Consider the following 18,584-nt stretch of genomic DNA (forward strand, 5'->3'; position numbering starts at 1 on the left):
GCGCAAGGAGAACAGATTACATCGAGGCCGCCCCGATCGTGCCTGGTGCAATACACGCAGCCGGCATTTCTGGAGTACAAACCATGCCAATCGACGACAGGCCGACCGTCGCCGCGCCCGACGATGATCCCTATCTCTGGCTCGAGGACATCGAAGGCCAGCGCGCACTCGATTTCGTTGACCGGCAAAGCCGGCTGACACTGGAAACCTTCGGCGGCCGGCAATTCGTGGCCGATCGCGACGCGCTTGCTGCGATCTATGACCGATCAGACAACATCCCCTATGTCACGCGCCGCGGCGGGCTCGTCTACAACCTCTGGAAGGATGCCAAGAATCCACGCGGTGTCTGGCGACGCACGACGCTTGCAGACTTTCGCAATGCGGAGCCCGCCTGGGAAACGCTGCTGGACATCGACCGCCTCGCCGCCGAGGAGGACAAGGATTGGCTACTCAACTGGACGGAGCCGCGGCCGGGCAACGATCCGCGCGTAATCGTTGCCCTTTCCCGGGGCGGCAGCGATGCGGTGACGCTGCGGGAATTCGATCTGGATGCGAAAGCCTTCGTCGCAAGCGGATTCACCCTGCCGGAAGCCAAAAGCGGCGTCCAATGGGCAGACGGCGAGACCTCTTGCTTTCGAGCGCCCTTGGCGAGGGCATGGCGACGACGTCCGGTTATGCGAGAACGGTCCGACTATGGCGCCGCGGCGGACCTGTGGAACAAGCACCAGTGCTGTTCGACGTGCCGGCAGATCGGATGGGTGCGTATTGTGGCGTTGACGACACCGGACCAACGCCGCGGGTGTGGTTCATCGATCGGATCGATTTCTTCCATCAGAATATCTGGCTCGGCACCGAGGCCGGTCCACGGTCAAGACTCGATCTGCCGACCGACGTCTGGCTCGAAGCGCATCAGGACTGGCTGGCCGTGAAACTGCGAGGAGCCTGGACGGTCGCAGGCAAGACCTATGCGCCGGACAGCGTGCTCGGCATCTCGCTGTCAGCCTTTCTGGCTGGCGACCGCCACTTCACCATCGTGTTCGAGCCGGGGCCACGGCGGGCATTACAGGGATTTTTCTGGACCGCCGGCAAGCTCGTTTTGTCTGTTCTCGACGAGCTGCAGCCGGTGTTTGAAATCTGCACGCCATCGGCAAACGGCTGGACGCACGCGCGACTGAAGGGCCTTCCCGAAATCGGCGTGGTCGATGTCTGGCGCCTCGACCGTCACGAAGCCGAAAGCAACGGCGATCTGCTCGCCAATGTGCAGGATCCGCTGACGCCGCCTTCGCTGATGCTGATCGAAGGCGTCGCCGCGCCAGCGCTATTGAAGCAGGCGCCGAAGACCTTTTCCGCCGACGGCTTCGTGACCACCCGCCACGAGGCGATTTCGGTGGATGGCGAACGCATTCCCTATGTGCAGACCGGTCCCGCTACCGAGACCGGCGATGCACCGGTCTATATCAGCGCCTATGGCGGCTTCGGCCACGCGGTAAGACCCTATTACAGCTCCGCCCTCGGCAAGCTTTGGCTGGAGCGCGGCGGCACCACGGTTCAGGCCAATATCCGCGGCGGCGGCGAGTTCGGTACGCGCTGGCATGATGCCGGCCGCTACGCCGGAAAGCGGCTGGCGCATGATGATTTCGCGGCCGTTGCAGCAGACCTCGTCAAACGCGGCGTGACGCGCGCCAACAGAATTGCCGCCGAGGGCGGATCGAACGGCGGCATCCTGATCACCAACATGCTGGTGCGCTACCCCGAAAGATTCGGCGCGCTGTTCTGCACGATCCCGCTGGTCGACATGCGCCGCTACACCAAGCTGCTCGCGGGCGCTAGCTGGATCGCGGAGTACGGCGATCCTGACAAACCCGCGGAGTGGGAGTGGCTGAAAACCTATTCCGCCTATCACACTGCAACGCCGGGGCAGAACTATCCGCCGATCCTGATCGCCACCACGCGCCGCGACGATCGCGTGCATCCCGGCCACGCCCGCAAGATGGCGGCCAAGCTGCAAGCCATGGGATACGAAGCCTATTTCTACGAGCCTGCCGCCGGCGGTCACGGCTACGGCAAGGACAATCGCGAACGCGCCGGCTTCATCGCGCTTGGATACGCGTTTCTCAGAGAGAAGATCGGCTGGACAGATGGCACCGTGTAGCTGACTTGCGCCGGTGTGTCGGGGTGGGCGAAGGCGTTTGCGCCGCACCCACCATCACACTCTGCTCGGAATGGTGGGCACGCTTCGCTTTGCCCACCCTACAACGATGCTACGCGTATTACGCTCCGCCATTCCGCCACGCGAAAACGGCTCTCACTGTCGCTTCTTGCCAGATCTCTTTTCGGCTCGCACCGCACCTGTTTTGTGGACCTTTGAGCGAGGATCGACGACGGCGGCGTGCGGGAAGCCCGGGCTCCAATCGAGCGCGATCGTGGCGGCAAAACCGAAGAAGCTGGAACGGCTCATGCCAAGCTCCGTGGCGCGCTTGTCGATCCGCGTAATCAGGCTTTTCGGCAAATAGACATTCACCCGCTCGGACGGATCGGGCGGGTCAACCCCGACAATGAAATAGGCGACGACGTCGGCGCCCTTGGGCAGGGCGATCTGCTCGATCGGCGTCGGCTCGGGCAACGGCCTGCCCTGCTCTGCCATTCCGTCCACCGCCCGCGCCAGCGCACCCTCCGCTCTCTCGATCGCCTCTTCCTGCGATCGCCCGCCGGCGACGCAGCCCGGAAAATCGGGAAACCACGCCCCGAGTGCACCGCGCGGACCGCGCTCCAGCACTGCCGGATAAAGCCGCTTCTTCAATCTGGCCTCCCCATGGTTGTTATGCTATTTAACACACACTTTGGTGTGTCAAATCACACAACACGATAACATAAAGCCAGGATGGAGGGCAAAATGGACGCGCAAGCCGAACTCCGGATCGTGCGTGCCGCATACGCCAAGCAGGTACTTGCCGCCGCCGGCGTCGAGGATGCGCGCCTCGCACACGTGTTTGCCACTATCCCCCGCGAGGATTTTCTCGGCCCGGGTCCGTGGCTGGTGCGACGCTGGCTACGCGACTATGTGTCGACGCCCGATGCCGACGCCGTCTATCTCTATACCGACGATCTGGTCGCGCTCGTGCCCGAGCGCCATGTCAACAACGGGCAACCGTCGTTGCACGCCCATCTCATTCATCAGGCCGCACCGGCCGCAGGCGAACATGTGGTGCATGTTGGAACGGGCACGGGCTATTACACCGCCATCCTCGCGCATCTCGTCGGACCGTCCGGGCGGGTAACGGGAATCGAGTATGACGGGCCCCTCGCCACGCGCGCCAGAGCCAGCCTGACGCCCTATGCGAATGTTGCCGTGATCGAGGGCGACGGCACGCAGGTGCCGTTCGACGCCGCCGATGTCATCTACGTCAATGCCGGCTGCACGCGGCCGGCTCCACGCTGGCTCGATAGCCTTGCCGATGGAGGTCGCCTGATTATGCCGATGACGTCGGATCAGGGATTTGGCGGCATTGCGCCGGAGCGCATGGCGAGCGCCGGCGCGGTGTTCCGAATTGAGCGAAGGGCAACGGACTATCATGCATACTGGATCTCGCCCGTTGCGATCTTTCCCTGCGCCGGCGGCCGCGACGAGGCGTCCGAACGAGCACTGGCCGAAGCCTTTGCCCGCGGCGGCTTGCAGAAGGTGACGCGGCTGTACCGCGACCAGGACATTCCCGATGAACGCTGCTGGCTTCGCGGGCCGGGCTGGTGCCTCGCCTACAATTGACGCGCCGAAAGGCGACTACGCCGACAGGTCCGATCGCTGGAAAGCCAGGATCATATTGTTGGCGGGCATCTGCACGGTTTCGACCAGGACGAGGCCCACGCCAGCGGCGAGCTTCTCCACTTCGGCGATATCGCGCACGCCCCACTCGGCATCCTGCTGGCGCAGGCTGGTGTCGAACACGGCGTTGCTCATCGCGGTGTGCTTGCCGTCGCGCTTGAACGGACCATAGAGAAACAGCCGTCCGTCGCTCCGCAGATAGCGCGTCGCGCCCGTGAACAGGCCTTCGGCCACGCGCCAGGGCGCGATGTGAATCACGTTGGCGCAGAACACCGCCAGCAATTCTCCCGGCCCGCTGCCATCATGCATTTGCGGACACCAGGCGGGATCGGAGAGATCGACCCGCAGCGGCGGGCGGATGTTCGGCAAGGCGGTATGCGCGCGCCATGCTTCGATGCTCTTCAGGTGCCGTTCGTTGAGATCGCTCGGCCACCAAATGATGTCGGGCGTGTGTGTTGCGAAATGCACCACATGCTGGCCGGTGCCGCTGCCGGCCTCCAGCACGTCGCCGGATTTGCCGGCGAGGAATTTCTGCAGCACCGCCCAGATCGGTGCATGGTTGCGGTGGAACGCTGCTGCATCGAGCCTGCCGTCGGCTTCGACCGGCCGGCCATCCTTGCCGAACTCAACCACAAACTCAGCCATCTCAATTCGGTCCTGCAAAAAAGTGGCGCAGCATCACTTCAGATCGCCGCAGAAAATCTCTTTCAACACCCCGAGCACACGCAATGTACGCTGGTCGGCGACCCGATAATGCAGCGTCTGCGAGGTGCGGCGGAATTCCACCAGGCCGTCGGCGCGCAGTTTCGCCAGATGCTGCGAGAGCGCGGACTGGCTCAGCTTTACGACGCCGACGAGTTCTCCGACCGTCATCTCGCCACGCACGGCAAGAAAGCAGAGGATCAGCAAACGCTTCTCGTTGGCCAGCATTTTCAGGAGCTGCGCGGCCTCGCCGGCCTGCTTCGCCAGCTTTTTCAGCGCCGCCGCGTCGTCGGCGCCGGGTGCGAAGGCGGTCTCTTGCTCGGTCGCTTGTTCAGTCTCTTGGGCGGCCGTGGCGGCTGCTCTCATCACTGCAAATCCGGTATCGTTTTCCGTGCCCGCGAAGCACAGATATCACAATAGCGCCTCGGCCTTTCTTTAGCATTGACTAAATTAGCAAGTGTGGATACTTGTTCCAAAAAGCAAGAAATGATGCGGCGATACGGCCGCCAGGGGAAGAAAACGTGCGGCCAGACCCGTTACGCAGCAAAGCTGTTCTCCTTGATCCCGCCGCCCCGGATACAACGATGGGCCGCCGCAGCTTCCTCGGCCTCGGCGCGGTCCTGACCGGCAGCCTCGCCCTTGGCGGCAAACGTGCCACCGCCAACCCCGCGCAGGAATCTCCGCCCGCCGACGCCCCATGGTCGCAATCGATCGGCGCGGGCGTGGTTGATCGGCCCTACGGCCGGCCTGCCGATACCGAAGCCTCCGTGATCCGGCGCAACGTGCCTTGGCTCACGGCCGGCACGGAATCGTCGGTGAGCTTTTCGCCGTTGCAGGAGCTGCACGGCATCATCACGCCGAACGGGCTCTTCTTCGAGCGCCACCACGCGGGATGGCCCAGCATCGATCCGGCACAGCACAAGCTCATGATCCACGGTCTCGTGGAGCGCCCGCTGCTTCTCACGATGAAGGACATCCTGCGATTCCCGCAAACCACGCGCGTCCATTTCATTGAATGCCCGGCCAATGGCGGCATGAACTGGCGCGCCGCGCAGATGAATTCACTGCAGTTCAGCCACGGCATGGTCAGTTGCGCCGAATGGACCGGGGTCAAGCTGTCGACGCTGCTGGAAGAGGTCGGCATCAAGAAGGAGGCGAAGTGGGCGATGGTCGAAGGCGCCGACGGCGCGCATATGAACCGCAGCCTGCCGCTCGACAAATGTCTCGACGATTGCCTCGTGGTCTATGCGCAGAACGGCGAGGCATTGCGGCCCGAACAGGGCTATCCGCTGCGGCTGGTGGTGCCGGGCTGGGAAGGCAATGTCAACATCAAGTGGCTGCGCCGGATCAAGCTCGGCGAAAAGCCATGGCATAGCCGCGAAGAAACTTCGAAATATACCGACCTGATGCCGGACGGCACCTCGCGCGGCTTCACCTGGCTGATGGACGCGAAATCGGTCGTCACCTTTCCCTGCCCGGAAAAACCGCTCGATGGGCCCGGCCTCTATGAGATCAGGGGACTGGCCTGGACCGGCAACGGCAAGGTCAAGCGCGTCGACGTCTCCACGGATGGCGGCGTCAACTGGCAGACCGCGCGGCTGCATGAACCGATATTGTCGAAGGCGCTGACGAAATTCACGCTGCCGTGGCGCTGGGACGGCCGTCCTGCACTGGTCGCATCCCGCGTCATCGACGAGACCGGTTACGTGCAGCCGACGATTGCACAACTGCGCGCGCAACGCGGCTCGAACTCGATCTACCACAATAATTCGATCCAGACATGGCAGGTCAAACCGGACGGAAGCGTGTTCAATGTACAGCTCGCGTAAGATTGGCCTGCTGCTCGCCGCCACCGTGCTTGCGGCCGCCGGCAATGTCGCGGGCGCGGCAGAGCCCGGTCATTTCGGCTACGGCAGCGTGGCGACGCCGGCGCAGATCGATGGATGGGACATCGACGCGCGCGGCGAGGACGGAACAGGCCTGCCTCCCGGCAAGGGCACGGTCGACCGGGGCGCCGAGGTCTACGCCGAGCAATGCGCCGCCTGTCATGGAACCTTCGGCGAAGGCGAAGGCCGCTTTCCGAAGCTGGTCGGCGGCGTCGGGTCGCTCCGGAACGAGCGCCCGGAGCCGACGGTGGGCAGCTACTGGCCGTTTGCCCCGACCCTATGGGACTATATTAACCGCGCCATGCCGATGCCCGCGCCGCACACATTGTCAGCGGATGACGTTTATGCTTTGACCGCCTATATTCTGAGCCTGAACGATCTCGTTCCCCATGATTTCGTTGCCGATCGCAACAGCTTGCCGAAAGTCAAAATGCGCAATCGCGACAATTTCATCTGGACCGACCCGCGCCCCGATACGGCGGCAGCGCCTTGCATGACCGCCTGCGTGAACGCCGCCGATGTCAGGATATTCTCGACGGCCGAGGGCAGGAATCTCACGCCGCGCACGACCGGGCCGCTCGACACGATGCAACCAAAATAGAGATTACGGAAACGCCTGTGACCGATCATTCCCCGACGAAACCCGCAAGGCTGCCCGCGTTACGGCTTCCTGCGTTCGCGCTGGCACTGGCGATCGGCGCTTTCGCATCCGCAAGCTCCGCGCAGGCGCAGTCCGCGGTGGACGAAGGCCGCAAGCTCGCCTTCGACCGCAGCAAGGGCAATTGCCTGACCTGTCATGTCATCAAGGGCGGCGACCTTCCCGGTACGATCGGGCCCGAGCTGGTCGACATCAAGAGCAAGTATCCCAAGCGCGAGGATCTCGTCGCCATTCTCCATGACGAAACCCAGCGCAATCCGCTGACCGTGATGCCGCCGTTCGGACGAAACCGGATTTTGACCGAAAAGGAAATCAACGCGGTGGTGGATTTCCTGCAGACGCTTTGAACGCGGAGCAATGCTTTAGGAGAGTTTGAATGAATACCATGGAAAATGATTTTTCAGCGACGCGCCGGCTGATCCTGAAAGGCGCCGGCGTGTTGACGCTGATCGGCCTTGGCATCGCATCCCTTGATGTCACGAAGGCATTCGCAGCCGCCAACGATAAATATCCGGAAGACGCGTTCAAGCAAAAGAGCGACGCCGACGCCATCAAGACGCTCTACGGCAAGACCGCCGAGCCCTCGGACAAGGTGAAGCTGGACGCACCCGAAATCGCCGAAAACGGTTCCGTGGTGCCGATCTCGGTCTCTACGACGCTTGGCGACGTGACCTCGATCGCGTTCCTCGTCAGCGAAAATCCAAACGTGCTGATCGCAAAGTACAACATTCCGGCAGGCACCATGCCGAACGTCGCCAACCGCATCAAGATGGCCAAGACCAGCAATGTGACGGTGCTGGTTGAGGCCGGCGGCAAGCTCTACAGCGCCAGTAAGGAAGTCAAAGTCACCGTCGGCGGCTGCGGCGGCTAACGGGCACAGCGCATGATCCGGAAAAGTGGTTACCGGTTTTTCGACAAGATCATGCGCAAAATGTGAATCAGGAGAGCATAAATGGCATCGACCATTCGCGTGCGCGCTACTTCGAGCGGCGAGACCACCGAGGTGCAGGCGCTGATCCAGCACCCGATGGATTCCGGCTTCGTCAAGGATTCCAAGGGCGAAATCATTCCGCCGCATTTCATCCAGCAACTAACCTTCGAACATGACGGCAAGAACGTGTTCGCAGCCGATTGGGGCGGCGGCATTTCGAAGGATCCCTACGTCAAATTCACCTTCAAGGGCGGCAAGAAGGGCGACGAGCTGAAGATACGCTGGGTCGACAACAAGGGCGCGACCGACACCACCACGGCGAAGATCCAATGAAGCTGCGATCCGCGATCTATCTGGCTTCCGCCGCGCTTTCGCTTGCGCTGTTGACGCTTGCCAGCACGCTGCCCTCCGATGCCGCCGACAAGGTCGATCCCGTCGCCGACGCCAAGGCGTTCAAAAAGTTCTTCACCGACAAATTCCCCAAGGTGAAGCTGGAAGACTTCGTCAACGGTCCCTACTCGATGAACGAGGACCTGTACAAGCAATGGCAGGAGAAAGAGCAGTTTCCGCCTTACGAGTTCTCGCTCGAAATGGGCAAGGAAATGTTCTCCAAGCCGTTCAAGAACGGCAAGACCTATGCCGATTGCTTCCCGAATGGCGGCATCGGCGTCCGCCAGAACTACCCTTACTTCGACGAGAAGGAAGGTAAGGTCATCACACTTGAGCTGGCGCTCAACCGCTGCCGCGAAGCCAATGGCGAAGCGCCCTATTCCTATGTCAGGGACGAAATGGCGGCGCTGACCGCCTACATGGCGTTCACCTCGCGCGGCAAGCCGATGGATATCAAGATCCCGGACGATCCGCGGGCGCTTGCAGCCTACGAGGCCGGCAAGGAATATTTCTACACGCGGCGCGGCCAGCTCAACTTCTCCTGCGCCACCTGCCATGTGCAAAGCCCGGGCGAGCGCATCCGCGCCGAAATCCTGGCGCCCGCGCTCGGCATCGTCAACGCGATGCCGATCTATCGCTCGGAATGGAGCGGCATGGGCACCACCAGCCGGCGCTTCACCACCTGCAACAGCCAGATCCGCGGTGTGCCGCTCAGCCCGCAGGACGACGAATATCGCAACGTCGAATACTACCTGTCCTATGTCAGCAACGGGCTACCGATATCGGGGCCGGGAGCGCGGCCATGAGGAACTCGATGCCGAAATCCGCATTTGTCCCGATCCTGGTCATGGCGCTGGTCGCGGCGGGCGTGACGAGTGCGCGCGCCGCAGGCTCGGAGGACGATTTCAAGGCGGCCTATGCCGCGGCTGAAGCCGCCAACAAGGAAGCCGGCAAGCTCCGCAATCAATGGACCACCACGGCGAACACGCTGGCGGCGGCGAAGAAGGCGGCCGATGCCGGCGACTTCGACAAGGCCACCGCGTCGGCCAAGGAAGCCGAGGCTTTGGCCAAGGCTTCGATCTTCCAGGCCACCAGCGAGAAGACCCGCTGGAGAGACATGGAAATTCGCTAGAGCATGATCCGGAAAAGTGGAAACCGGTTTTCTGCCAAGATCATGCCCTACAAGGAGACGCCGTTACGACGCGCGGAGACCCGCATGACCATCCGCCGCCGCGATTTCCTGACGCTCGCGGGCGCCGCCACCCTGTCGGGCAGCCTGCCACGGCTGGCACGCGGCGCCGACAATGCGGGCGTCTACGATCTCGAACGCTTCGGCAACGCCCGCATCCTGCACATCACCGACGTGCACGCACAGCTCCGGCCGGTGTTTTTCCGTGAGCCGAGCGTCAATCTCGGCGTCGGCCCGATGCACGGCAACCCGCCGCATCTGGTTGGACGCGCCTTTCTCGATCGCTTCGGCATCCGGCCCGACAGTGCCGACGCCTACGCCTTCACCTGCGTCGAGTTCGAAAAGGCCGCCGGGCGGTTCGGCAAGCTCGGCGGTTTTGCCCATCTGAAGACGCTGATCGACCGGCTGCGCGGCGAGGTCTCGTCCGGGCGTTCCCTGCTGCTCGACGGCGGCGATCTCTGGCAGGGCACCGGTCTTGCCAATACGCTGCAGGGCGCCGACATGGTGGATGCCGCCAACCTGCTCGGCATCGAGGCGATGACCGGCCATTGGGAATTCACCTATGGCGAGAAGGTGCTGCGCGCCAATCTCGAACGCTTCAAGGGCGAGTTCCTGGCGCAGAATGTCTTCCTCACCGAGGAAGCCGCCTTCAACGATGCCAAGGCGTTCGATCCGGCGTCGGGTCGCGTGTTCAAGCCATCCGTGATCAAAGAGATCGGCTCCTATCGCGTCGCCGTGATCGGACAGGCGTTCCCCTACGTGCCGATCGCTCACCCCAAGCGCTTTACGCCGGACTGGAAATTCGGCATCCGCGATGAAGAGTTGCAAAAGCTCGTCGATACGCACCGCAGCAACGACAAGGTCGACGCCGTTATTCTGCTCTCGCACAACGGCATGGACGTCGACCTCAAGCTCGCCAGCCGCGTCACCGGGATCGACGTCATCCTTGGCGGCCATACCCATGACGCCGTGCCGCAGCCGATTGCCGTGACCAACGCGGGCGGCACCACGCTCGTCACCAATGCCGGCTCGAACGGCAAGTTCCTGGCGGTACTCGATCTCGACCTCGGCAAGGGCAAGATCAAGGATGTGCGCTACCGGCTGCTGCCGGTGTTTTCGGAATTGCTGAAGCCCGATCCGGCGATGCAGGCGCTGATCGACAAGATTCGCGCGCCACATGCGGCGGCACTGGACGAAAAGATGGCATCCGCCGACCGCCTGCTCTATCGCCGCGGCAACTTCAGCGGCAGCATGGACCAATTGATCTGCGACGCGCTGCTCGGTGAATTGAATGCCGAGATCGCACTGTCGCCGGGTTTTCGCTGGGGCACCACCGCGCTGGCGGGCCAGCCGCTGACGATGGAAGACGTGATGGCGCAGACCGCCGTCACCTATCCTGAGACCTACGTCCAGACCATGACCGGCAGCCAGATCAGGGACGTGCTGGAGGACATCTGCGACAATCTCTTCAACACCGATCCCTATTACCAGCAGGGCGGCGACATGGTGCGCGTCGGCGGGCTGCATTACACCTGCAGCCCGAACGAGACGGTGGGCAAGCGGATTTCCGACGTGAAGCTCGACAACGGCCGCACGCTGGAGGCCGGCAAGCGCTACAAGGTGGCCGGCTGGGCTTCGGTCAACGAGCAGACCGGCGCACCGATCTGGGATGTGGTCGCCAGGCATCTGAGATCGGGCAAGCCGCCGAACCGGGCCGCGCCGGGCGTCACGCTGAAAGGCGTTGACGGCAATCCGGGCATTGCGGGACAGGCATGACGGCGATTTCAAACACGCTTCGCGTCGCGATCGCGGCGCTGTCAATCGCGGCTGCCACGCCTGACGCCCGCGCCCAGCAGGCGCCACTGCAGGACAAGCCGTTTGCCGAACACAAGATCGTGCTGCAGCTCTCCGATAACGACGCGCGCAAGCAGGGCCTCGTGCTCAGCGTCGCCAGCAATCTCATGAAGCACTACGACCCCGATAAGGTCGCGATCGAGATCGTTGCTTTCGGTCCCGGCATCGACCTGCTGCGCCCGGAAAATCCCAACCGCAAGATGGTCGAGAGCCTGGTCGCGCAAGGCGCGCGCTTCGATATCTGCCTCAACACCGTCGATACGCTGGAGCGCGAGAACGGCAAGCGGCCTGTATTCATTGCCGCGGCAACGCCGGTGCAGGTCGGCGTGGCGCAGATTCTGTTCCTGACGGAGAACGGATATACGCTGGTGCGGCCGTGAAGGCCTTTGTGCGCGAGCAGATCGCAATGTCGCCTCAGCGTCATTGCGAGCGAAGCGAAGCAATCCATCTCTCCCTGCGCTGCGGCATGGATTGCTTCGCTTCGCTCGCAATGACAGAGGCGAGCCCCAAGGCGTAAAACTCCTTCGACAAGGTCGCTTCTTATAGATGAAAGTTGTTTGAGAAGGCCGTCAAATTAGAATAATATCCTGCCCGAGACTCGGATTGAGAGCGCGGCAGCAACCATGATCTTTCGTCAGCTCTTCGACAGCGTTTCCGGCACCTACAGCTACCTGCTGGCGAGCCGCGCCGGCGGCGAGGCGCTGATCCTCGATCCCGTGCTGGAAAAAGCCGACCGCTACTGCCAGCTCCTGCGCGAACTCGACCTGCGGCTGGTGAAGGCGGTCGATACCCATCTGCATGCCGATCACGTCACGGGCCTTGGCGAACTGCGCGACCGCACCCAGTGCATCACCATCATGGGCGAGCAGAGCAAGGCCGACGTGGTCTCGATGCGGGTTTCCGACGGCGACAAGGTGACGATCGAGGGGCTGTGCCTCGATGTCATGTACACGCCCGGCCACACCGACGATTCCTATAGTTACCTGATGGGCGATCGCGTCTTCACCGGCGACACGCTCTTGATCCGCGGCACCGGCCGCACTGATTTCCAGAACGGCTCCTCGCGCGCGCAGTACGAGTCGATCTTCAACCGGCTGCTGAAACTGCCCGAGGAGACGCTGGTGTTCCCCGCCCATGACTACAAGGGCGATACGGTTTCCACCATCGGCGAGGAGAAGCGCTACAATCCGCGGCTGCAGGTCCGCAATGTCGACGAATATATCGAGCTGATGGCCAACCTGAAGCTGCCGAACCCGAAGATGATGGACGTCGCGGTGCCCGCCAACATGCATGTCGGCCTGCATCAGGAGGAGCTTGCCAAGCAGGGGCTCGCGCTCTCTGCTGGCGACGCCATCAACAGTCTCGGTCGGCCCGATATCCTCTTGGTCGATCTGCGCGAAGCGAGCGAGCGCGCCAAGCACGGTACGATCGCGGGCGCGCTGCATGCGCCCTACCCTGGTATCTCCGAGAGCCTCAAGCCCGGCGGCATGCTCCGCGAAGTCGCCGCCGCCACCGGCCGCCGCGTGGTGTTCTTCTGCGCCTTCGGTGAGCGCTCGGCGATGGCGGTGGCCGCCGCGAAGAATGCGGGCCTTGTTAACACCGCGCATATCGAAGGCGGCATCGACGCATGGAAGAAGATCGGCGGGCCGGTGGTGATGGGGTGAGGTTTTATCGTAGCCCGGATGGAGCGAAGCGAAATCCGGGACGCCGCCAAAAGATTCCCGGATTGCGCTTCGCTCCATCCGGGCTACGAATTTACTTTCTCACCCGCTTCAATTCCGCCGTCAGAGCGTCAAGCGCGTCCGCCAGCAACACGCCGCCGCACTCGGTCATGCGCTCCGGGATCACGATACGCTTTGCGGGCGGATAGAAGCGCTCCAACGCCGGATGCAGCAGGAAGGCCTGGCCGTCATCGCGCGCGATATCGCCGGCCTGCGAAACCACAAGGAAATCCGGCCGCAAATTCACGATCGCCTCCAGCGAGGCAAAGCCGCCGAAGGCAAAACCGAGATCGCCGGCCGCGCTGCGCAGCCCGGTTTCGGCCAGCAGCGAACCGACAAAACTGTCGCTGCCCGCCACCCAGCCTCGTCGCGACAGCGGCAGCACGCGATAATGCCGCTCCGAAACAGCCTGACGGGCGCGCGCCAGCGCCGCGTCAAGCCGCGCGATTTCCGCCGCCGCGCGATCGGGATGACCGGTGATGTCGCCGGCCTCGCGGATCTGCTGCCTCGCTTCATCGAGGGTTCGCGGCACGGCGAGTTCGGCGAGACGAAGCCCTTTCGCCTTCAACAAGTCCCGTGTCGAGCGCTTGTCGAACGCGCTGGCGACGACGATGTCGGGCTTTATCAGCAGCACGTCCTCGGCTCCGCCCGATAGCACCGGATAGCGGCTGAGGTCGCCCGCCTGCGATTGCCAGCCGTCGCGAGAGAACCGGCTCAATCCCAGGATCTGGTGGGGGTCCGCGAGCATCAGCACCAATTGATCGGTGCAGACATTCATCGATACCAGCCGCGGCAGATTGGCGGCAGGCGCTGTACCCGGCAACCCAAGCGCCATCGCCACCGCTAGAAGTGCCGGCCGCCGCATCAGACATCCGCCCACGGCACGATCACCGCCTCGCGCTGATACTCCGCGCGATAGGCCGAGATCCGGAACACATCCGCCATCACCTGTTCGGACAGCGCCTCTGCCGGGGCGCCCTGCGACACCAGCCGGCCTTCGCGCAGCACCAGCACATGGTCGGCAAATCGCGCGGCGAGCCCAAGATCGTGCGTCACCACGATGACCAGCACGCCCTTGTCGGCGGTCGCGCGCAAATTCTGCATCACGTCGATCTGGTGCCGAGGGTCGAGCGAGGCGGTCGGCTCGTCGGCCAGGATGACCGGCGCCTCCACGGCCAGCGCGCGGGCCAGCGCGACGCGGCTGCGCTCGCCGCCCGAGAGTTCGGTGACGCGGCGATCACTGAATTCGAGCACGTCGACCGCCTGCATCGCACGCAGCACGGCTTCCGCGTCCTTCGGCGACAGCCGTGCCGGATCGGTCGCGCCATGCGGATAGCGACCGAGTGCTACGATATCGCGCGCCGGCAGCGGCCAGTGCACGACATGCCCCTGCGGCAGGTAGCCAAAGCGTTTTGCGCGCTCGCGCAGCGGAAGCGTGGCCAGTGTTTGACCGCCGATCGCGATCTCGCCTTCGGACGGGATCAGCCCGGCCAACGACCGCAACAGCGTGGTCTTGCCGGCGCCGTTCGGCCCGACCAGGGCAACCAGATGTCCCGCGTCAAGCGCGAACGAAACGTCAGTCAGCACGACGCGGCCGGCGAGCCGCACGCCTAACCCCCTTGCGCTCAGCAATGCTGTCTCGCTCATGCAACGCCTCCGCTGAGCGCGCGGCGTTCGCGCATGATCAGATAGAGAAAGAACGGTACGCCGATAATCGAGGTCAGCACGCCGACCTTGATATCCGAGGTCGAGGGAATGATGCGCACCGCGATATCGGCCGCGAGCAGCAGCGCCGAGCCGGCAAGCGCGCTCGGGATCAACAGCCGCCCCGGATCGTGACCGATCACGGGCCGCATCAGATGCGGCGCGACCAGGCCGATGAAACCGATGGTGCCGGTAACCGCGACCGCACCGCCGACGCCCAGTGCGACGCCCGAAATCACGAACAGCCGGAGGCGGCCGACATCGACGCCGAGGCTTTGCGCGGTTTCCTCGCCGAGACTGAGCGCGCGAAAGGCATGGCGCTGGCTGAACAGCATGATCGCGCCGGCAATGATGAAGGGAAACGCCAGCATCACATGCTGGAAGCTGCGGTCCTCCAACGAGCCCAATAGCCAGAACGCGATCTCCAGCACCACGAAGGGATTGCTGGAGAGGTTCATCACCAGCGCGGTGGCAGCACCCGCAAAGCTGGAAATCGCGAGCCCCGAGAGGATGAGGATCAGCAGCCCGGCATTGCGGCCGGCGATGGTGAGCAGCACAAACACCGAACCGAAGGCCGCAGCGATCGCCGCAACCGGCAGCGCGTAGGAGCGCACATCGGCCAGCCCCAGCGCAATCACCAGCACGGCGCCGAAGGCGGCCGATTGCGGCGCGCCGAACAACGAAGGCGAGGCCAGTGGATTGCGGAGCAAGCCCTGCAGCGAAGCGCCCGACAGGCCAAGAATAGCGCCGATCGCGAGCGCCAGCAGCGTGCGCGGCAGGCGTATCTCCCGCACGATCACCTGCGATACGTCGCTGCCGGCGCCCAACAACGCTTGCACCACTGAAAGCGGCGACAGCCGCACCGGCCCGATCCCAAGCGAGATCAGCATCAGGAACACAACGAGGACGGAAAGCGCCGCCACCGCGCCGATCCGCCGGCGCGTGGCAATCTCGTTGGTCAGGGTTACGGCCTCAACACTCATCGATCGTCCTAAAGCAGTTTTGCCCGCTCCGGTACAGACGGTCGGGCACGCGTGCTCATGCGGCAAAAATAGCGCACTCGTCCAGTAGGCATTGCTCGGCGCGCCGGGGCGGATTGACTCGGACTTTGACGAACTTCTACCATAGTTCCCGACGGTTCCCGTTTTGGGGATCAAAAGGGAATGCGGTGCGGGGAAATTCCCCAATTCCGCGGCTGCCCCCGCAACTGTAAGCGGCGAATCCTTCGTCACACGCCACTGGGCATCTCGGTCCTGGGAAGGCGACGATGGGGTAACGACCCGCGAGCCAGGAGACCTGCCGTCAGCCGTGGTCACACGCGAAGATGTCGGTCGGGGAGTACAGGCATTAGCTTCACCTAAGCTCGGTTAGCATACGGTGAGACTTGGTTCGCTGTGACGTGCCACTGACGTCATACCGAGGTCTGAACCATGTCTTCCACCAACAGAGCCGCTACGCGCCGCCGCGTCTGGCTTGCTTCCAGCTTCCTCATACCGATCGTATCGCTCGGCATTTCCGGCGCAGCGGCGCAGACGCCGCCTGAGCAATTGCCGCCGATCGAGATAACCTCGCCCACGGACCTGAATCGGACCCGCGCCAAACCGACCTACGATGAAGGATCGACCTCGCGCCGCGTCGTGCCGGCGGCAGCGCCCCCGACCGGCACACGGCCCGCAGCCGGGACCGGTTCGGGCGCCTCATCGCAAAGTGCTTCGCAAGGCGCGGGCGGCAGCGGCGGCCGGCAGTTTTCAGGCATTGTCGGCACGGCGTCGACCGTTATTACCGCCGAAGAGATCGCGCATTCGCCCGCACAAACGTTGCAGGAAATCATCGCGCAAACGCCCGGCGTGCAACTGACGAGCCTGTATGGCGGCGTCAACGGCGCCAAGACCAGCGTCGACCTCCGCGGATTCGGCGCTTTCGCGACCTCAAATACGCTGGTGCTCATCAACGGCCGAAGGCTCAACGACATCGACATGGCCGGCGTCGATTTTTCGACCATTCCGCTCAATTCGATTGAGCGCATTGAAATCACCCGCGGCAACAGCGGCGCGGTGCTCTACGGCGACAACGCGGTCGGCGGCGTCGTCAACATCGTCCTGAAGGACGGCGTCGGCGGCCCTCCCTTTGCCATGCGCGCCGAGGCCGGCGTCGGCTCCTTCAATCAGCGGCTTGCGAATATTTCGGCCGCGACCAACTACGGACCTTGGTCGACGTCCTTCTATGGCAACGCCATCAAGTCTGACGGTTACCGGGTCAACAATGCCCTCGACCAGCGCAACGGGGTCGGCAATCTCAATTATTCCACACCGGACCTCAAGGCCTTCCTTACGGTAACCGGCGACGACCAGAAGCTCGGTTTCCCGGGCGGCCGCACCGTCGATCCCTCCATCGGACTAGATCAACTCGTCACTGATCGTAGGGGCACCAATACGCCGTTCGATTACGGCAACCAGCAAGGCGCCAGCGCCACCACCGGCTTCACCAAGACAATCATGAATGGCGTCGACCTGATTGTCGACGGCGGCGTTCGGAAGAAGGACACGCAAAGTGGTTTCTTCGGCGCCGTACCGTTTGCCTCGCCACTTCCGAGCTTCTCCTCCACCTACAACGACGCATCCTTGCTGACCTGGTCGATCACGCCGCGATTGAGCATCAAGAACTCGATCTTCGGAATTCCCTCGCAGATCCTGACCGGCATCGATTATTACGACGCGACATTCAATCAGGACCGCGGAGCGTTCAAGGGCCTTGCGCCGACCCACATCTACGACCTGTCGCAGCAGACGCTGGCCGGCTACGGGCAGCACACGGTCGGCCTATTGCCGACGACCGATTTCTCCTATGGCGCCAGGGTTCAAAATACCAGCCTGAGTGCCCGGGATCGGTTTGATCCCAATGCACCCGGTTGCGCCATGTTCTTCAATTGCAGCCCCGCGGCCTCTCCATTGGACAGCAACGAAACACAGTACGCGCTGCATGTTGGCCTCGAGCATCGCTTCAACAGCGTGTTCTCGGTATTCGGCCGCGCCGCGCGCGCATTCCGAACCCCGACCGTCGACGAGCGCGTCTCCAGCGGTCCCTTCTTCGTTCCAGGGACTTTCCAGTTGAAGACCCAGACCTCGCATGACATCGAGGGCGGATTCCGCATCAAGAGCGGTGGCTTCCAGATGCAATCGAGCATCTACAACATGGACCTCGAGAACGAGATCCATTTCATCCCGGCGCTGTTCTTCAACGTCAACCTCGATCCGACCCGCCGCTACGGCTCCGAGACCAGCGCCTCGCTGCGTGTCAGCGATACGGTGACGCTCCGCGGCGGCATGGCCTATACGCGCGCTGTCTTTCGCGAGGGGCCGTTCGCAGGTGACGACGTCCCGCTGGTATCCCGCTATACAGCCATGGGCGGCGTGACTTGGAATATCTGGCAGAACTACCTGGTGTTCGACGCCACCGTACGTGCCTGGAGCGAGCGCTTCATGGACAACGACCAAGCCAACACCCAGCGGCCCATTCCGGCCAGTGCTACCGCCGATCTGAAGCTTAGCGGACAGTACGATCGCTTCTTCTGGTCGGTGGGCGTGAACAATCTGTTCAACGCACTCTACTATGACTACGCGATCGCCAGCTCGTTTACGCCCGGCCGCTTCTCGGCCTACCCGCTCCCCGGCCGCACCTTTATGGTGAAGGCCGGCGCAACGTTCTGAGCGAATTCACCGGTCCGGTCCG

Annotated in this window: 18 protein-coding genes, 1 pseudogene and 1 riboswitch; of the genes and pseudogenes, 13 read left to right on the plus strand and 6 right to left on the minus strand. The window is 63.2% G+C overall.

Going from position 1 to position 18,584, the window contains the following annotated elements:
• The first annotated feature begins 83 nt into the window (after positions 1–83).
• Positions 84–2,152, plus strand: a pseudogene (locus AC0QUY_RS15455) (prolyl oligopeptidase family serine peptidase).
• A gap of 153 nt (positions 2,153–2,305) precedes the next feature.
• On the opposite strand, the gene AC0QUY_RS15460 reads toward AC0QUY_RS15455, so the two are convergent.
• A complete protein-coding gene (locus tag AC0QUY_RS15460; RefSeq protein ID WP_475387460.1) occupies positions 2,306–2,800 on the minus strand; it encodes a type II toxin-antitoxin system HicB family antitoxin in 495 nt (164 codons plus the stop codon).
• A gap of 93 nt (positions 2,801–2,893) precedes the next feature.
• On the opposite strand from AC0QUY_RS15460, the gene AC0QUY_RS15465 reads away from it, so the two are divergent.
• Complete coding sequence (locus AC0QUY_RS15465; RefSeq protein WP_475387461.1) at positions 2,894–3,763, plus strand: protein-L-isoaspartate O-methyltransferase family protein; 870 nt, start codon at positions 2,894–2,896, stop codon at positions 3,761–3,763.
• A 15-nt stretch (positions 3,764–3,778) separates the two neighbouring features.
• Here the strand turns inward: AC0QUY_RS15465 and AC0QUY_RS15470 are convergent, their stop codons facing one another.
• Positions 3,779–4,465, minus strand: coding sequence for a DUF938 domain-containing protein (locus AC0QUY_RS15470; RefSeq protein ID WP_475387462.1), 687 nt, complete (start codon positions 4,463–4,465; stop codon positions 3,779–3,781).
• Positions 4,466–4,498: 33 nt separating this feature from the next.
• Complete coding sequence (locus AC0QUY_RS15475; protein ID WP_475387463.1) at positions 4,499–4,888, minus strand: ArsR/SmtB family transcription factor; 390 nt, start codon at positions 4,886–4,888, stop codon at positions 4,499–4,501.
• Between the two features lie 218 nt (positions 4,889–5,106).
• On the opposite strand from AC0QUY_RS15475, the gene soxC reads away from it, so the two are divergent.
• From soxC to AC0QUY_RS15525, 10 genes are all read left to right on the plus strand, one after another.
• Positions 5,107–6,351 (plus strand): sulfite dehydrogenase, encoded by a 1,245-nt coding sequence (soxC, locus tag AC0QUY_RS15480; RefSeq protein ID WP_475387464.1) that lies wholly within the window; start codon positions 5,107–5,109, stop codon positions 6,349–6,351.
• A complete protein-coding gene (locus tag AC0QUY_RS15485; protein WP_475387465.1) occupies positions 6,335–7,009 on the plus strand; it encodes a c-type cytochrome in 675 nt (224 codons plus the stop codon). The genes soxC and AC0QUY_RS15485 overlap by 17 nt, the downstream gene beginning before the upstream one ends.
• Positions 7,010–7,059: 50 nt before the next feature.
• Positions 7,060–7,413 carry a sulfur oxidation c-type cytochrome SoxX gene (gene soxX, locus AC0QUY_RS15490; RefSeq protein WP_161856277.1) on the plus strand — a complete coding sequence of 118 codons (354 nt, stop codon included), beginning with the start codon at positions 7,060–7,062 and terminating at the stop codon, positions 7,411–7,413.
• Between the two features lie 38 nt (positions 7,414–7,451).
• Positions 7,452–7,937: a thiosulfate oxidation carrier protein SoxY gene (soxY, locus tag AC0QUY_RS15495; RefSeq protein ID WP_475387539.1), complete on the plus strand. Its 486-nt coding sequence runs from the start codon at positions 7,452–7,454 to the stop codon at positions 7,935–7,937.
• An 81-nt stretch (positions 7,938–8,018) separates the two neighbouring features.
• Positions 8,019–8,330, plus strand: a complete 312-nt coding sequence (gene soxZ / locus AC0QUY_RS15500) for a thiosulfate oxidation carrier complex protein SoxZ (RefSeq protein ID WP_161850632.1) — start codon at positions 8,019–8,021, stop codon at positions 8,328–8,330.
• Entirely contained in the window at positions 8,327–9,193 is an 867-nt protein-coding gene (soxA, locus tag AC0QUY_RS15505; protein WP_475387466.1) for a sulfur oxidation c-type cytochrome SoxA, read from the plus strand. Before soxZ ends, soxA begins: the two co-directional genes overlap by 4 nt.
• The gene (locus AC0QUY_RS15510) at positions 9,190–9,519 is read left to right on the plus strand and encodes a hypothetical protein (protein ID WP_475387467.1); all 330 of its coding nucleotides are present in this window, start codon (positions 9,190–9,192) and stop codon (positions 9,517–9,519) included. The genes soxA and AC0QUY_RS15510 overlap by 4 nt, the downstream gene beginning before the upstream one ends.
• A gap of 84 nt (positions 9,520–9,603) precedes the next feature.
• The gene (gene soxB / locus AC0QUY_RS15515) at positions 9,604–11,352 is read left to right on the plus strand and encodes a thiosulfohydrolase SoxB (protein WP_475387468.1); all 1,749 of its coding nucleotides are present in this window, start codon (positions 9,604–9,606) and stop codon (positions 11,350–11,352) included.
• Positions 11,349–11,810: a DsrE family protein gene (locus AC0QUY_RS15520; RefSeq protein WP_475387469.1), complete on the plus strand. Its 462-nt coding sequence runs from the start codon at positions 11,349–11,351 to the stop codon at positions 11,808–11,810. Before soxB ends, AC0QUY_RS15520 begins: the two co-directional genes overlap by 4 nt.
• Before the next feature lie 243 nt (positions 11,811–12,053).
• The gene (locus tag AC0QUY_RS15525) at positions 12,054–13,094 is read left to right on the plus strand and encodes an MBL fold metallo-hydrolase (RefSeq protein WP_161850635.1); all 1,041 of its coding nucleotides are present in this window, start codon (positions 12,054–12,056) and stop codon (positions 13,092–13,094) included.
• A 91-nt stretch (positions 13,095–13,185) separates the two neighbouring features.
• On the opposite strand, the gene AC0QUY_RS15530 is transcribed toward AC0QUY_RS15525, so the two are convergent.
• Genes AC0QUY_RS15530 through AC0QUY_RS15540 form a run of 3 tightly spaced genes read right to left on the minus strand, consistent with a single transcriptional unit; the run spans position 13,186 to position 15,838 of the window.
• The gene (locus AC0QUY_RS15530) at positions 13,186–14,016 is read right to left on the minus strand and encodes an ABC transporter substrate-binding protein (protein ID WP_475387470.1); all 831 of its coding nucleotides are present in this window, start codon (positions 14,014–14,016) and stop codon (positions 13,186–13,188) included.
• Positions 14,016–14,798, minus strand: a complete 783-nt coding sequence (locus tag AC0QUY_RS15535; protein ID WP_475387471.1) for an ABC transporter ATP-binding protein — start codon at positions 14,796–14,798, stop codon at positions 14,016–14,018. Before AC0QUY_RS15535 ends, AC0QUY_RS15530 begins: the two co-directional genes overlap by 1 nt.
• A complete protein-coding gene (locus tag AC0QUY_RS15540; RefSeq protein ID WP_161850638.1) occupies positions 14,795–15,838 on the minus strand; it encodes a FecCD family ABC transporter permease in 1,044 nt (347 codons plus the stop codon). Before AC0QUY_RS15540 ends, AC0QUY_RS15535 begins: the two co-directional genes overlap by 4 nt.
• A 135-nt stretch (positions 15,839–15,973) precedes the next feature.
• A riboswitch (cobalamin riboswitch) is annotated at positions 15,974–16,173 on the plus strand.
• Between the two features lie 112 nt (positions 16,174–16,285).
• Between AC0QUY_RS15540 and AC0QUY_RS15545 the strand changes: the two genes are divergently transcribed.
• Complete coding sequence (locus tag AC0QUY_RS15545) at positions 16,286–18,562, plus strand: TonB-dependent receptor (protein ID WP_475387472.1); 2,277 nt, start codon at positions 16,286–16,288, stop codon at positions 18,560–18,562.
• Positions 18,563–18,584 lie beyond the last annotated feature (22 nt).

The organism is Bradyrhizobium sp. WYCCWR15520 (genome assembly GCF_056174665.1).